Consider the following 15,930-nt stretch of genomic DNA (forward strand, 5'->3'; position numbering starts at 1 on the left):
ACTTAGTGCCGCGTGCCTGGGCAAGAGCCAAACCGACCAGGTAGTTTGCGGCTACCTGCGCCAGGAACGACTTGGTTGCAGCAACACCAATCTCCGGGCCGGCGTGCGTATAGAGCACGGCGTCAGACTCACGTGGAATCTGTGCACCGTTGGTGTTACAGACAGCCAGCACGCGGGCGCCCTGGCTCTTTGCGTGTCGCACGGCCTCAAGGGTGTCAGCAGTCTCGCCCGACTGCGAAATAGCGACCACCAGCGTCTGGCGGTCCAGCACCGGATCGCGGTAGCGGAACTCGGACGCGACCTCAATCTCGACCGGGATACGAACCCAGTGCTCAATGGCGTACTTGGCCAACAAACCGGAGTGGTATGCGGTACCACAGGCGACGACGAAGACCTTCTCGATGTCACGCAGATCTTGGTCACTCAGGCGGGACTCGTCGAGAACGATGCGGCCGTCAACGAGGTGACCGGCCAACGTATCGCGGACGGCGGCAGCCTGCTCGTGGATTTCCTTCATCATGAAGGAGTCATAGCCACCCTTTTCGGCTGCGGCGAGATCCCAGTCGATGGTGAATGGTCGACCCTGCTGCTCGTTGCCGGCGAAATCCAGGATGCGGTAATCATCTGCGGTGATGATGACGACGTTGTCCTGCCCCAGCTCCACGGCCTCGCGGGTGTGCGCGATGAAAGCCGCAACGTCAGAGCCGAGGAACATTTCGTTTTCGCCCACTCCGACAATCAGCGGAGTGGAGCGACGAGCAGCGATGATGCGATCCGGGTGGTCTGCATGAGTAAACAACAGCGTGAAAGCACCCTCGAGGCGGTTGAGCACGGACAGCGCAGAGGCCTCGAAATCACCAGCGGTAGATCCGCCGTCGGAACCGTCCAGGGCACGTGCGAGCATGTGCGCGGCGACCTCGGAGTCGGTTTCGGACTTCAGCTCAATGCCGGCATCCTCCAGCTCCTGACGTAGCGGAGCAAAGTTCTCGATAATGCCGTTGTGGACGATAGCCACCTTGCCGTCATAGGACTGGTGTGGGTGGGCATTCTCATCAATTGGGCGACCGTGGGTAGCCCAACGGGTGTGCCCAATTCCAGTGGTTCCAGTGATTTTGTCGCGCCCATCCGCGTCAAGGGCAGCCTCGAGGTTGGCGAGTTTACCGGCCTTCTTCTCTACAGTGATATGCCCCTGATTGTCGACAATGGCAACACCCGCGGAGTCATAGCCACGGTATTCCATGCGTCGTAGCGCATCGACAGCAATATCCAGGGCGGGCTGATGGCCCACATATCCAACGATTCCACACATGCCCTACAGAATAACCCGCGAAGCGGAAAATCGTCATAACGAAATAGACATTCTCGCTCATCCTGGCACTTTTTCAGCAAAGGTATGCACCTTATAGTTAAGCTATTCACTGTGGCTGACAACTTGAAGACTCTGACATCTAATCTTTCCAAGCGTGGACCGCACCGCGTCATGGTCGGTGACCTAGCTTTTACTGGCCTGCCGGGAAAGGTCTACACGCCTGCCGAGGGCAATGGCATCCCCGGTATCGCCTTCGCACACGATTGGCGCACACCGATTGAGGAGTACCACGCCACGCTGCGTCACCTAGCTTCGTGGGGCATCGCGGTCGCTGCTCCGGACACCGAAAATGGCATCGTGGCAGATCACCGTGGTCTCGCCAACGATTTGGAGACAGCGCTCCAGATTCTCGCTGGTGTCCGCCTCGGTGAGGGCAAGGTCGTCGTCCACCCGAAGAAGCTTGGCGTTGCCGGTCACGGCATGGGCGCGGGTGTAGCCGTCCTCGCCGCTGCTGGTCACGACCTCATCTCCGGCGTTGGCTGCGTCTTCCCCGCAACTACCGCGCCTTCCTCCAGCGCCGCTGCAACTAATGTCTCGGCCCCGGGCCTCGTCCTGGCCCCTGGCGAGGATCAGTGGCTCGATCGCGGCAACCCGGCTCGCCTGGCTGTTCAGTGGAAGGGCGATGTCGTTTACCGCGAAGTAGACAAGGCTGACCAGGGCAGCTTCTCGGAAACAACTCTTCTCCGTCGTCTAGCGGGCTTCTCTTCCTCCAAGGTGAAGTACCAGGAGGTCGCGCGCGCCGCACTCACAGGCTTCCTGCTGGCCACGGTCGGTGACGACAAGAAGTACTCAGATTTCGCAGACCCGACCGCCACTATCAAGGGCACAACTAACCGCGACATGGAGTGGCTCATCAAGGAGCTGCCGGAAAACCCGGAGCACTCGCTGATTCCCGGCAAGTAGTCACTAGGCCACGCTTCAGGACACGCCCCGAATCGACTTCACCGTCGGCGTCCCTTTCCCCGCCCGCCCGAACAACCGCGTAACGGTTCCCTTCGGTCGGGCGGTTTTTTGTTGCTTTTCGACGCCCGCCGCCACCTCCCTCTCCTTAATTTCGCGTGCTTTACGACGCTCCTCCAAACCCTGCAATTCTTTCTGTGCCCTCTGTACCGCCGTATCGAACTCCTGCCTAGTCATTGCAGCAGCGTCGTAATAGGCCTGCCCAATCCGGTCATATTTCGCGGCATGCTTACTCCCCATTACCACTCACCTGCCGTTGGCGAATTGACCGCGCCCACAAGCTCCTGGGCGTTGGGCTGCTCAGGGGGCTCGGGCACAGCTGAAGCAGATTCCTGCACTGATGCTGCCGAATCCTGGGCTGGTGCTGGCTGCGGCTCTGCTTGTGGTTCTGGCTGCGGTTCCGCTCGCTGTTCTGCTTGCGTCTCCTGTGGCAGCTCGATTCCCAAGTGCTTTAGTTTCTCAGCTGGAGGAGGCGGTTCAGGAACATTTTCAGGTTCGGGCTCGGGTTCAGGTTCGGGCTTGGGTTCAGGTTCGGGCTTGGGTTCAGGTTCGGGCTTGGGTTCTGGTTCGGGTTCCGGCACACAGTCCTCCGGCGCAGGAGCTGGTGCTGGTGCTGGTGCTGGCGCAGGTGCCTGTTCGCACACTGGCTCTTCCGTCTCCGTGCACATGTCTAAGTTGAGCAGTGAGGACGCGACACTGCCTGCAACCCCGACAGCTCCCGCAATTCCAGCGATACTGGCCGCCCCGGCAGCGCCAATGGCACCTCCAACGGATATTCCAGCAGCAACGCCTGCCTCTATCCCAATATCAACGTTGGCAACGACCCCAATTCCACCAGCGGTAGCACCGTTGCCACCGGTTACAGTAGCTCCTTCGCCACTCCCAGACTCAGCCACCTCTGCACAGGCCGCCGAGGTAGCACCCGAACTGGCTGGAACAGTAGGAGGCTGCGGCGGGGTGGCGACCACCGCGGCCTCAGTGTCACACGCTGCCTGCTCAAGACACTGCTCGATGCAACTATTACGCGCATCGTAGAGCTGACCAGTGGAGTCGACGAGACTGTTACACACCTGCTGGGCCACTTGTGCGGCTTCGGCGCCGACCTCCGGATCGTCGACAAGCGCTTCGCACTGAGAGAGGATGCCGTCGGTTTGCTCAGCCATATCTTCGGCCTGCTTCTCGCAATCCTCAAGGACCTCGTCGACTTTCTTGCCGCACTCGCCGACGCTCTGCGCGCCATTGGCGGACTGCTCATCCTGATTCGCACAGTCCTGCGCAGCTTTATCGCAGCGCTCCTTGGCGGCGTCGGCGGCATCGCCTTTCAAACCGCCCCAATCGAAAGCCATAGCAATAGTTATCGCGGAGGCTATCAACCCCACGGAGTTAGAGAACTTGGACAGGGCGCTGCCCTTCCAGCCGTCAGCGCGTCGCACCTTATCCAAGACTTTGGGCAGATTCTTGCCGATGCCGCCAACCCCGCGCTTGGCTCCAATACGGCTTCCACGGCCAATAACACGCACCAATATCGGAAGAATTCGAGCAACCCATGGCATCAGTCCACTACCTCAATTCCACCGAGGTCGGCGCTCCCGGCGCTGTCACAGCCTGCAAAGACACGCCACTGTTCCCGCACTGCCGGAGCATGATTGCCAAGTCCCGCGTACATCGATTGCCCGTGCTCACGCAGCCTCGCTGCCGCCTGCTGCAGACGGCGCCCCTGGGCGGCAAAACCCTGGCCACAATCTGCTGCGGAAATATCAGGAGCGCTTCCCCACCGCTCATGGCCTTCACGGCCGCGCTGCTCGATCTCTCGGGCAGCCGCTGTCACTGCATCTTCCGAAAAGTGCAGCAAGCCTCCGCCACTGCCTCCAGTAAAACGTGCGGACACGAAAAATCCCCTTCCCCGCGAAAAACAGTTCTTATTACTGTTAGGCGCGAAAAAAGAGGATTCGGTTCCGTCTAAGTACTAGCGCGGGTGCCCCCGGGGGCTAACGAGCGCGGTAGATGCGCTTACACCCCTCAACACCGGTGAAGCTGAATGGGCCGGTGCCAATCAGGGCGTCGTCTCCCAGGTTGGAGTACTCACCCGGATCTTCATGCGTCACCTGAGCGTGGCGGTAGTAGGTCGGATCATCGAGCTTCACGCGTTCAGCCAGTTCACGCGCATTATCTGCGGCGCGTAACTGGGACTCGTAGCCCTCGACCACATTGCCGGTGAGGAACTCAGCAACCGAGCCGGAACCGTAGGAGACAACAGCGACCTTCTTACCAGCCAGGTCCTTCTCGGTATCCAGCAGCGAGAGCAGGCCGAAGTAGGCCGATGCGGTGTAGGAGTTACCGATGATGCGGTTGTACTCGGTGGTTGGGCCGAGCTGGCGGGCCTCGTCCTCCGCGGTGAGCTCCACACCGTTATTGGCCGAAAGCTGCCGGTGCGCCTTGTAGGCCATCTTGGTAAACGGCTGGTGGTAGCTGAAGTAGTCAATCTCGCTGAAGTCCACACCGCCGCGGGCACGGTAGTCCTCGTAAGCACCCTGAACAGCGTCGATGTAAGCACTAATAGAGAGCTTGCCCTCCACCAACGCCTGGCTGCGGTGGTTCGGCCGCCAGAAGTCCATAACTTCGCGGGTAAAGACGCCCGAAGCCGCATCGATAGCCAGGATGCGCGGATTAGCGGTCACCAGCATGGCTACAGCACCTGCGCCCTGGGTCGGCTCCGCAGCGGAGTCCAGGTCATAGCGGGCAATGTCGGAGGCGACAACGATGACCTTCTCCTCCGGATTGCGGGCCACCAGAGCGCACGCGAACTGCAGCGCCGCGGTACCGGAGTAGCAAGCCTGCTTCAGCTCGACAGATCGCGCGTGCGGGTCAAGACCGACCAGCTCGTGGACATAGACAGCAGCGGCCTTCGACTGGTCGATACCGGTCTCAGTGGCGAACATGATGGTGCGCACGCCGTCGATACCGTGGCGGTCAACGATCTTCTTCACCGCGGCCGCGGCCATCGTCACCGGATCTTCATCAGAGGCAACCACGCTGGAGCGTTCCTGCCCCAGGCCCTTGTGGTACTTTGCCGGTTCCGCTCCGAGTCGGGGCGCAATATCGGCGAGGTCAATGCAGTACGAACCCGTCGCAAAGGCGATGTCATCAATACCGATCGGGGTCACATTGCTTGTTGTCATCAAAACCGTGCCTTCACTACCTCTACAGGTTTTTAAGAAATAACGGGCAACGAAACATCCCCATGTCATCAGAGCAGTCATCAGACCACGGGATATTTTGCCCACAAAATTTTAATTGCCTACTACAGAAATCTAGCGCGTTTACCTGAGATTTGTCTTAGGTTTTGCGAATTGTCGCAAACGACTATTCACAAACCGCTACTTCGCACGCTCGATAGAAACGTGCGCCTCCATCAGCTCACCCGGATTCGTCTGTGCCGCGAGCAGGGAAAGCTCACCACACCAGACGATTGCCGCGCAGCACGCTGCTAGACGACGGGCATTCTCGCCCGGCTCACGGTCCTCCTTGCAGCCCAGCGCTGTGAGATTCTTCTCCACGAAGCCCAAGCCCTTGCCGTTGCCCACGGAACCGACGATTAAATGTGGCAGGGTGCAGCTAAAGCGCACGGAGCCGTCGTCAAGCGCCTCTACCTGCGTCAGCCCCTGCGAGCCTTCGACGATATTCGCAGCGTCCTGACCGGTAGCGAGGTAAAAGCCCAGCAGCATATTGGCGTAGTGCGCATTACCGCTGCGCAGTGAGCCCGCCATGATGGAGCCGACGAGGTTCTTGCGTTCGTTGAGCTCAGCCAGGCGCTTGGCGGTAGTGCGCAGACGCTCGCGGACAACCGGCTCCGGAATGACGGCCTCGGCGATCACGTACTTACCGCGGCCCAGAATGCCATTGACGGCGGAGGTCTTCTTATCGGTGCAGTAGTTGCCCGAGATGGAGCCATAGCCCAACTCTGGCATCTGCTCCATCAGGTAGGACATCAAACGCTCAGACGCCAGCGTGGCCATGTTGTGGCCCGAGGCATCACCGGAGAAGAAGTCAAAGCGGACAAAGAGAAGACGCGATGCGATCTGGAAGTGAATATCTACCAGCTTGGCAAAACGCGAGGAGGACTCCACGACCTTCTTCAGCTCGTCATAACGAGACAGAATGTTGTCGCGCGCAATGACGGCATCCGCTGCCGAGTCGAGAGTGAAAATCACCGATCGGGTCATCTTCTCACCGACGAAAGTGCAGGTAATGCCACCTTCGATCATGCGGGAGACCTTCGCACCGCGACCACAAGACGGCCACAGCGGGGTCTCGTAAGTCGCCAGCGGAATCTTCACCTCGTCATTCATGACGTTGCCACTAATGCGCACCGGACCAATCCAGCTCAGTGGTACGTGTGCATATTCCAGGTCGTGCGAGCTCTTTTCAGCCATTGTCCTAAGCGACCCTTTCTAGCTGCATGCAGCTTCGGTTCCCAGCTTCTGTAAATTTCAGCTGTCTTAAATTCTACGGTCAAAAAACTGTGGTCAAAGTTGAGCGGCCAGCTTCAGCGGCAACGGCTGGATGCCAGCGGCTTGCCAGCGCGCGGTGATGTCCGCGGCAGTCTCCTCGGCATCGACACCATTTGAGACTCCCACCAGCGCGATTCCGCAGTCACCACCACCGGAGCCGCTGCTCTTGCCCGCGGCCCCCGCGCCATCGGCGATGTCGGCGAGCGCTTTCAGTTTCTCCGTCTCGATGCACACAGCACGCTCACGCTCATAGTCCTGCAGCAGCATCCGATTCTCACGCAGGCAGGCAAACGCCGCGGTGTGGTCGCCGTCGGCAAGCGCCTGCCAGAGTCTTTCGCTTATCGACGAGACCCCGCGCACAAAATCACGGTCTGCGCCACCGGCCTTCTTCAACTGCGAGTCCGTCTTCACCGGACTGCCCGTCCAGCCGACCAACAGTTGTAGCCCACCGAGGTCGGCGCGGGCGTCAATGCGAAGATTCGGCCACGGTGCCGCCACGGCAGCGACAGGATCAGCCGCCGCGAGCTCTGCGAGCGCCGTCGGATTCGGCCGACGATAGAGCACCACCCCGCCATGCGCGGAGCAGGCGATATCGCCGCCGGAGCCCGCCGCACCGGCCAAGAGCGTGGCCACCATCGCAATCTTGTAGACCCGCAGCGAATCGAGCTCCAGACCAAGGTGTGCCCCTAGTGCGCGAGTCACAGCCACAGCGACAGCCCCGGAGGATCCCAGGCCATACTTCGCACCGCTGGCGGAGTCATCGAGGTCCGATTCGATAACGATATTGATGGGGCTCTCTGGGGTGTTTTCCAACTCGCCCGCGGCAATGCGATAGACCAGCGAAATCGTATGGGTAGCGATGTCATCTGGCGCATCCACGTCAATGACGCGCCCCTGCGGGCCGTAATAGCTGGAGTACACGCGAGAGACCGGCTGCGATGGGTCGGCACCGTGGCACCGAACCGTCACATAGCGGTTGACTCCTGCGATGACGGCCAGACCCTCGACATCCATCACCGCATACTCACCAGTGAGGTACAGCTTGCCGCAGCCACGGCCGATGGACTCGCCTTCGATAGGTCCGCCTTTAGCGTTGCTCAACTACTCCCCCAGCTACACCAGGTATGCGCCAGGGCCTGAGCCGGAAACCAGCACGTCAATATCCTCGAACTCTGCGCGGAAACGATCCGCGATGGTCTCGGCATCGCCGCTGCGGCACAGCACCTTCACGTTCGGCCCGGCATCCATGGTGGCGTAGCACTCGGTGCCCTCGTCACGCAGCGTAGCGACGAGATTGAGAGCCGCCACTGAATCCGGATTCCAGTAACGCACCGGAGGAAGAGCCCCCAGCATAGTGGCGTGCATGCGCATGGCATTGGCCTCGGCAAGCTCGCCGACCGCAGTGAAGTCCGCAGCGGCGATGGCGGCCTTCATGTCCTCGATATCGCGGGGCACCTGCTCCACCCAGGCCGGGAAGAACGGTGATGTCTCGACCGTGCGACGCATGGCGGCACGGCTGTCAATCTTCTTGCGCCCCGGGGCCAAAACCGCCACGACCAGGGAGAGGTCCAGGCCGGAATCCGGCAGAGCCACTGCGTGGCTGGAAGCATCGTCATCGCCGGGCAGCCACTCAACGAGGCCGCCGAAAATAGAGCGACAGGCCGAGCCCGAACCGCGACGGGCCAGAGCCGAGAGCTGTTCCGGGGTGTAGTCCAGGCCGTAGGCCTTCGCCGCGGCCAGCGCGAGCGCGCCAAAACCCGACGCGGACGAAGCCAGACCCGCACCCGTCGGAATCTCGTTGGTGCTGGTCACCTCTGCGAAGCTAGTGCTGCCCGCACGCTCGCGGACCAAATCCAAAAACTTCTGGACACGGGAGAGGTCCTTACCCACCATCTCCTGGCCGTTCAGAGTGCCCGAGTCGGCGGTGACGCTGGGATCGTCGATAAGCGACACCGTGGTCGTCGTCGGAGCGATGCCCAGAGTAAGGGACAGCGAACCTGTGGCCGGTAGCTGCACGGCCTCATCGCGCTTGCCCCAGTATTTAATCAGGGCGATGTTGGGATGAGCGACGGCGGTAGCGGTCGTGGTCACGAGGGATTTACCTCCACAGTCCAAGTAGCAACGGCATTGGCGCCCATCATGGCATGGCTAATCAGTTCCGCGTGATCGGCGGACTCTGCCAGCGCCATCACACAGCCACCGCAACCGGCACCAGTGAGCTTTGCCCCGTGGGCACCTGCCAGTCGGGCGGCAGTGACGAGATCGGTGATGGACTCATGCCCAACACCTAGTTCTTCTAGCGCTTCCTGCGCCGAGTCCATGCGATGTCCCAGACGGGCAAAATCGCCCTTGGCCAGGTTGTGCACCGCGCCATCGGCCAGCTGCCCCAAGTGGTCCAACAACTCTTGGCCGTGGACTCGGTGGGAATCGACGAAACCACGCACGCGGGCAACGGCCAGCGACGTCGAACCACGCACACCGGTATCCCCCAGCACCAGCCACATCTTCTTGGCCACCTTCAGCGGATGGAACTCACCCTGCTTGAAGTAAACCGGACGCGATGCGCGGGCAACCGTGGCATCCAGGCCAGAGGGGTTACCGTGCGCCAGACGCTCAGCTTCCTGCACCAGGTCAAAGCGCTGACGCTCGGTCAGAGTGCCATCGGCGAGGTCACGCACTGCGTCGATAAGCGCATGTGCCACTGCGGCAGAACCACCCAGCCCTGCGGCGGGCGGGATACCAGAGCGGAGACGAACCAGCAGGTCGCGTTCGGGAATACCGAAGGTGCGCAGGCCAGCGCGGAGTGCAGCGGCGATGGAGGCAAAGCGCTCCGGCAGCTCGTCGATGTCGATGACCTCGCCGTCCATGGAAAACAGGACTGGAGAATCCTCCACGCGGTCAATCCACGCCATCGTGCGCAGCGACGTCACCGGCAGTGCGATAGCCGGCTTGCCGTAGACGACAGAGTGCTCGCCCAACAAAATCGACTTGGCATGGCCTTCACCGAATGCGGCACCCTGTTCATTGGCCAGGGCATAGAACTCCCCGGTCTCCAATTCCTCGGACTTGTCGAGGCCGAAGTCGTCGACGCTGGCGTTTTCTACGCTGGTCACGAAGCTACACATCCTTTTCCGAAACCGACTGTGCGGCAGCCTGCGCCTCTGCGGGGCCATGGATACCCGGCACACCCGCAATGTCGAAACCGTACTTGGAGAACTTCTCCGCCCCGACACCCCAGACGTGGTTAAACCACTCCGTCATCGGTTCGTTCGCGCGACGTTCTGCGAGCTCCTGCGGGGTCACGTACACCACTTCATCGACCTCATCGGGGTTGATATCCACCGACTTCGGATCGACGATGCCGGCGTACACGTGGTTGTACTCGTGCTCTGCCAATCCCGAACGATCATCGATGACCTGGTAGATAACAATGCCGATTTCCTCCAACTGGGAGACATCCGCACCGAGCTCTTCCTTCGCACGACGCTCAACGGCATCGGCCACCGGCTCCCCCGGCAGTGGGTGCGAGCAGGTCGCATTCGTCAGTAGCAGTGGTGAGTGATACTTCGACTCCGCACGGCGCTGCAGCAGCATGCGTCCCTGCTCATCGAAGAGGAAAAGAGAAAAAGCACGGTGCAAAATTCCCGGCGGAACGTGTGCTTCAAGCTTGCCGACGGTACCGAGAACCCGACCGTCACGATCGACCACCTCTACCTGGATGTCGGCTTCACCCGGGGCAAAGCGGGCTTTAATGTCCTCTGGCGCGTCATTCATTTCCACACTCCTGACTCTAGACTGCGGCCACAACCGCAGCTAACTCCCCGGCAATCTTGCGGGCCGATTCCGCATCGGCGGCCTCCACCATGACGCGGAAGAGCTCCTCGGTGCCGGACGGGCGCAACAGCACGCGACCGGTGGAACCCAGCTTCTCCTCGGCTGCATCGATGGCGGCCTTGACCTCATCAGACTCCAGAATTGCGGCCTTGTTGGACACCGGCACGTTGATAAGAGTCTGCGGCAGCACCTTCATTACGGAGGCCAGCTCAGCCAGAGACTTACCGGTGCGTGCCATCCGCGCCATGAGGTACAGACCGGTGAGGGTGCCGTCACCAGTGGTGGCGTGATCCGGAATGACCACATGCCCCGACTGCTCACCGCCGAGCGAGTAACCGCCGGCGTTCAAATCTGCCAGCACGTAGCGGTCGCCGACCTTGGTGGTACGCAGGGCGATATCGTTTTCCTCCATCGCCAGCTTGAGGCCGAGGTTACTCATCACAGTGGCCACCAGCGTGTTGTGGTGCAGTAGCCCCTCTTCCTTCATGGCGACGGCCAGGATGGCCATGATTTGGTCACCATCGACGATGTTGCCCTGCGAGTCCACAGCCAGGCAGCGGTCGGCATCGCCATCGTGAGCCAGACCCAGATCCGCGCCGTGCTCCAGCACTGCCGCGCGCAAAACCTCAATGTGGGTGGAACCGCAGTTGTCGTTGATGTTGTAGGAGTTCGGCTTGTCATGAATAGCGACGACGTCGGCACCGGCGGCCGCGTACGCCATGGGGGCGGCCTGCGAAGCAGCACCATTTGCACAATCCACTACGACGCGAATGCCGTCGAGCTTGGTGCTGACCGCACGGGAGAGGTGGAACAGGTAGCGGTCGAGCCCGTCTGGGGCCTCCTCGATGACACGCCCCACTCCGGTGCCCGTGGGGCCGGTCTCCGGCAGGTTGTGGAGAGCGTGTTCGATTTCCTTCTCCACCGCGTCGTCAAGCTTGGTGCCGCCCGCGGCGAAGAACTTGATGCCGTTGTCCGGCATGGGGTTGTGAGAAGCCGAAATCATCACACCCATGTCGGCACCGTAGTCGTCGGTGAGGAAAGCGACAGCCGGAGTGGGCAGCACGCCGACACGCAAAACGTCGACGCCCTGGGAAGCCATGCCGGCAGACAGCGCTGCGGCGAGCATCTCACCGGAGACACGCGGATCGCGGCCAACAATGGCCAGGGGACGACGCCCCGACGGATTCGTGCCGCTAGTCAGCACAGTGGCCGCAGCAGCACCCAGCCGCATTGCCAGCGGTGCGGTCAGAGTCTTATTCGCCAAACCGCGGACGCCATCAGTTCCGAAAAGACGTGCCATTGTTGCTAGACCACTCCTTGGGGGTTTTATGAGTTTTGGTATCGCGGACTATTGCATTGTCAATGCTGTATTACTTTAGCCGGTCGCGCAGGCGAATCCAGACTAGCCACAGGACACAATTGGCTGCGGGTCATAAACCGTAGTCTGAGTTTCACGCGAGATTTCCGCGCCCGAGAGGTCCCGAATAACGCGTGTATCAGAAGTGGTGAAGCCCTGCGCACCCGACGACGGCTGGCAAGAGCTGCCACTGACCTGCATACGCTGTGGTTGCGTGTATGCCCAACGGCCACCATTGATGGACTCGACGTTGACCTTCTTCACACCCTTGATGCGCACAGTGACGTCGGAACCAGTAGTAACGGCCTCGATAAGAATCGGAGTGTCGGAACTGTTCTTAAACGCTAGGTCGATTGCACCCTCGTACACCGTCGCCTCACGGCCGGCCGGGTAACGCGAAATGTAGTAACTGTGCGGGGTGTGCGCGACATCCTCCATGCCCGCAAAGTACGAAGCATTGTACAAAGTGGTGGCGAACTGGCTAATGCCACCACCGACAGCCTTATCCGCATGGCCGTTGAGGATGATGCCCGACTCGACAAAACCCTGCGCAGTACCGCGCGGACCCGTGTAGCCGTTCAGACTGAATGTATCGCCCGGCGCCACGAATGCGCCGTTGACCATCTGCGACACCAGGGCAATGTTTGTTCCCGATGCCGAGCTGAAGCCACCGGTGGTGAACTCACCAATGACATCATCGAAGGTGGCACTTTCCGCTTGTTCGGTGGTGTAGGTGGCGGGCTTGTCCTCGTAGACCGCATCGAACTCGCGCTTATCCGTCGAAGTCACACGCTCGGCGAAGTCCTTCATAGTTTCATCCCACTTCACGGCCACGCCATCAACCGAGGGGACCACTTCACGCGCACCACCGCTAAAGCGTATCGACGCATTGCGCTTATCAACCTCGGAAGCAGCCAGCCCCTCCTCGAGGATCTCGCGTGCGCGGTCGACATTGATATCAGCGGCCAATCCGCCGTCGCGCGGCACAAAGCTGATGATTTCAGCCATGCGCTCCGGCGGAATTACACCATCTTTGCCATCACGGCCCTTGGCAACAATGGGGCCCGACACCGCATCGGCGGCCTCTCCCTCAGCTGCCTCACGGACCTGCTCCTCACCGATAGCCGGGTCGTGCGCGGTGGTCTCTACATCGATGCCCTCCGGCGACAACCACTTGGCGGCCAAATCCCCGCTGACCGCATTGCGGTCGACATCTTGGCCGATGACCGGTGGAGTTGTTTCCACGCGGCCGTCGACAAGCTTGACCTCACCATCGACGGGAGCAATAGTCAGTTCGCCGACGAGACGGTCGACCTGCGGCTCGAACTTAGAGTTATCGATATCGCTGACCAAATCCAGCTCACGGGTAGTAAAGAAACTGCGCACCCAGGTAACTGGGTTTGCCGTCTGCTTGCCCGCCTGCGCGACCGTCTTCTCCCAGTCGATGCTCAGCCCCGCCTCCTCGGGCAGAACCTCCGCCGTGCGTTCGCCGGCACGCAACGCCACTGGGTGAGTGGAAAGATCACCGAGCTGCTCTTCGAGCTTCGCCTCAGCGTGATTCGCGCTCAGCGTGCTGATGTCAATCCCCGCAACGGTAGACCCGCGCGGGACATGGTCCTTGTTCAGCACGTAATCGACAGCGTAAAACACACCGAAGAGCGCGAAGATACCGAGGACGATGCCGAGGAAAATCTTTAATCCACGGTGACTGGAGGAAGACTTTTGTTTGGCCACAGCCACTTACTTTACCGTGGAAACACTACTAACTAGATTTTTATTAGATTCCGCAGGTGTCCGGAATGCGTTTCTTGTTCTTCGCATACTGCTGGAAAGCATCGACCACGGCATTGGCATAGACCTCGGCGCCATCCGGGGTCGGGTGGATAAGGTCCGCGCGCAGCTTGGACAAATCATCACGCACACCATGGCACCAGTCAGCCACATAGACATTGCCGCGCTTCTTTGCCGCGTCGAGGACTTCCCTCTCCGACTGCGGCATCCACACACGATCACCGTACGGGTTGATTAGGACAATGATGCGGTCTTCACCCAGCGAATCGAGGATCTCATCCAACAGGTGTTCGTCCGATGCCGCAGCCGACTGATTGATACCAAGGCCCAGCACGACGAATGGATCGAGCGTACCCGCCGCCTTCATACTCGCGATGATCTCCGGGGCGGCCGGATAACCACGGGAAACAGCCGCATCGATATAGATACCGGGCAGCTTCTCTTCCAACGCCGACGCCGAGGCGAGCATCACAGAGTCGCCGATAGCGGTGATCTGGTCACCACGCGGCATAACACGCTTGGCCAACTCGGCTTCCTCCGCCTTTTGTGCCTGTGCACGGCGCTCAGCTGCCTCCTGTAGCTGTGCCTCCAAACGCGTCATCTTCGGCGCCGTAGCCATTCCCACAACTGCACCAACCACGACGACCAGCGCCAGCCCTGCTGCAACGCGCGGCTTCCAGGAACCGGCAAACTGCGTGCCCGAAAACTGCAACATCCAACGGCGGTAACCCATCCGGCGAATTGGCGATTCCACATTCTTGTACGACCAGTTCGCCAAAAGCAGCGATAGCGCGATGCCTGCGAAGGCAGCGAGGTTCTCATACTGCATGGCCTCATTGCGCTCCAGCAGTTCGCGGATGAGCACGATGACCGGCCAGTGCCACAGGTACAGCGAGAAGGAAATCTTTCCCAGCCAGCACAGTGGCTTGAACTCAAAAATCTGACGCACGGGTGAGACACCGCGAACGACAAGATAGAGAATCGCCGCCGACAGCAACGAGGCGAACACCAACCCACCGCGGTAAGTCGCCGACGCGGTATCCGACATCATCAGCAGAACCAACGAAAGGAAGATCAGCGGCAGCGAGGCCACTACGAAAGCCTGGGCGGAACTGCCAAAGAAGTCCCGCAGGAAGGGTTCCGTGCGTGGCCAGGAGTCCGCCTCTGCGCGTGACGACGTCGATGTCAACCACAATGCGAGGGCCGCGCCAAACAGGAGACCAAAGGCGTGAGTATCGGTACCGTAGTAGACCCTCGTGGGGTCGACCTTCGGATCGTAGAGCGAGACCATCCACACGAAAGAAGCAACCGCCCCAATGCCCGCCACTGCTGCCAGCTTGCGAGATGCCAGCTTCAAGGCGAGAAGAGCCACAAAGATCAATGGCCAGAGCAAGTAGAACTGCTCCTCCACCGACAGTGACCAGTAGTGCGCTAACAGCTGCACTCCGGAATCCGCGAAATAGGACTGAGAGCCCGCAATCTGCGTCCAGTTATTGACGAAAAAGACCGTGCCGAGAAACTGCGTCGACAAGCCAACAGCGGGATCCCCGCCGACCAGACCTGCGACGGCGATGGAAATAAACAACACGAACATCGCAGCCGGAGCGATGCGGCGCAGTCGACGGAGCCAGAAATCTTTTAGATCGATGCGCCCAGTGACCGCGCGTTCGCGCACCAGAAGCGAGGTGATAAGAAATCCGGAGAGCACGAAGAAGATATCCACACCGATGTAGCCACCGGGCAGCACATTATCGAAGTAGTGGTAGATCACCACTGTGGCAACGGCCAGACCGCGCAGCCCATCAATGCCTGGTACGCGTCGAATGCGGAAGGGATGCTTCGCCACCGACGACGAGCTAGAGGAGCTCTTCGCGTCGGAGGTCTTGGTGGCTGTGGTGCTCACCGCCATACGATTTCCTTCTTCCCATCGCACTGCAATCGCACTTTCATCGCACTGCAATCGCACCGCGATAAACGATTCTCGTGGCAATTTTTAACGGATAAAAGTCTAACGTACGGGGCTTGTCTCAAAAATGCAGCCATGCCTGGTCACGGCGGACTTTAACCCAAAAAAGCACCTCGGCTTGCGTGTAATACGCAAACTGAGG

At 60.4% G+C, this 15,930-nt stretch carries 14 protein-coding genes; 1 reads left to right on the top strand and 13 read right to left on the bottom strand.

The window, feature by feature from the left end; translation table 11 throughout:
* Positions 1-1,309, bottom strand: a 1,309-nt coding sequence (gene glmS, locus HMPREF3130_RS09525; protein WP_246815144.1) for a glutamine--fructose-6-phosphate transaminase (isomerizing), incomplete at its 3' end; no start/stop codon positions are given.
* A gap of 111 nt (positions 1,310-1,420) precedes the next feature.
* Between glmS and HMPREF3130_RS09530 the strand changes: the two genes are divergently transcribed.
* The gene (locus HMPREF3130_RS09530) at positions 1,421-2,272 is read left to right on the top strand and encodes a dienelactone hydrolase family protein (RefSeq protein ID WP_049169967.1); all 852 of its coding nucleotides are present in this window, start codon (positions 1,421-1,423) and stop codon (positions 2,270-2,272) included.
* Between the two features lie 15 nt (positions 2,273-2,287).
* Here HMPREF3130_RS09530 and HMPREF3130_RS09535 read toward each other — a convergent pair whose 3' ends face one another.
* From HMPREF3130_RS09535 to HMPREF3130_RS09590, 12 genes are all read right to left on the bottom strand, one after another.
* Entirely contained in the window at positions 2,288-2,569 is a 282-nt protein-coding gene (locus tag HMPREF3130_RS09535; protein WP_049190377.1) for a hypothetical protein, read from the bottom strand.
* Positions 2,569-3,882, bottom strand: coding sequence for a hypothetical protein (locus tag HMPREF3130_RS09540; protein ID WP_070429830.1), 1,314 nt, complete (start codon positions 3,880-3,882; stop codon positions 2,569-2,571). The genes HMPREF3130_RS09535 and HMPREF3130_RS09540 overlap by 1 nt, the downstream gene beginning before the upstream one ends.
* Complete coding sequence (locus tag HMPREF3130_RS09545; protein WP_049169972.1) at positions 3,882-4,217, bottom strand: hypothetical protein; 336 nt, start codon at positions 4,215-4,217, stop codon at positions 3,882-3,884. The genes HMPREF3130_RS09540 and HMPREF3130_RS09545 overlap by 1 nt, the downstream gene beginning before the upstream one ends.
* 100 nt (positions 4,218-4,317) lie before the next feature.
* Positions 4,318-5,508, bottom strand: coding sequence for a hydroxymethylglutaryl-CoA synthase (locus HMPREF3130_RS09550; protein ID WP_070429831.1), 1,191 nt, complete (start codon positions 5,506-5,508; stop codon positions 4,318-4,320).
* 198 nt (positions 5,509-5,706) lie between these two features.
* Positions 5,707-6,762 (bottom strand): hydroxymethylglutaryl-CoA reductase, encoded by a 1,056-nt coding sequence (locus HMPREF3130_RS09555; protein WP_070429832.1) that lies wholly within the window; start codon positions 6,760-6,762, stop codon positions 5,707-5,709.
* 93 nt (positions 6,763-6,855) lie between these two features.
* Positions 6,856-7,941, bottom strand: coding sequence for a phosphomevalonate kinase (locus tag HMPREF3130_RS09560; RefSeq protein WP_070429833.1), 1,086 nt, complete (start codon positions 7,939-7,941; stop codon positions 6,856-6,858).
* Positions 7,942-7,953: 12 nt separating this feature from the next.
* Positions 7,954-8,931, bottom strand: coding sequence for a diphosphomevalonate decarboxylase (gene mvaD / locus HMPREF3130_RS09565; protein ID WP_070429834.1), 978 nt, complete (start codon positions 8,929-8,931; stop codon positions 7,954-7,956).
* Complete coding sequence (gene mvk / locus HMPREF3130_RS09570) at positions 8,928-9,953, bottom strand: mevalonate kinase (protein WP_101687816.1); 1,026 nt, start codon at positions 9,951-9,953, stop codon at positions 8,928-8,930. Before mvk ends, mvaD begins: the two co-directional genes overlap by 4 nt.
* 4 nt (positions 9,954-9,957) lie before the next feature.
* Positions 9,958-10,614, bottom strand: coding sequence for an isopentenyl-diphosphate Delta-isomerase (idi, locus tag HMPREF3130_RS09575; protein ID WP_016422095.1), 657 nt, complete (start codon positions 10,612-10,614; stop codon positions 9,958-9,960).
* Between the two features lie 16 nt (positions 10,615-10,630).
* Complete coding sequence (glmM, locus tag HMPREF3130_RS09580; RefSeq protein ID WP_016422094.1) at positions 10,631-11,974, bottom strand: phosphoglucosamine mutase; 1,344 nt, start codon at positions 11,972-11,974, stop codon at positions 10,631-10,633.
* A 102-nt stretch (positions 11,975-12,076) separates the two neighbouring features.
* Positions 12,077-13,765, bottom strand: coding sequence for a VanW family protein (locus tag HMPREF3130_RS09585; protein WP_042389147.1), 1,689 nt, complete (start codon positions 13,763-13,765; stop codon positions 12,077-12,079).
* A gap of 43 nt (positions 13,766-13,808) precedes the next feature.
* On the bottom strand, positions 13,809-15,731 hold the full coding sequence (locus HMPREF3130_RS09590) for an acyltransferase family protein (protein ID WP_070429835.1): 1,923 nt from the start codon (positions 15,729-15,731) through the stop codon (positions 13,809-13,811).
* Positions 15,732-15,930 lie beyond the last annotated feature (199 nt).

It is taken from the genome of Corynebacterium sp. HMSC14B06 (assembly GCF_001807075.1).
Lineage (GTDB): Bacteria > Actinomycetota > Actinomycetes > Mycobacteriales > Mycobacteriaceae > Corynebacterium > Corynebacterium jeikeium_D.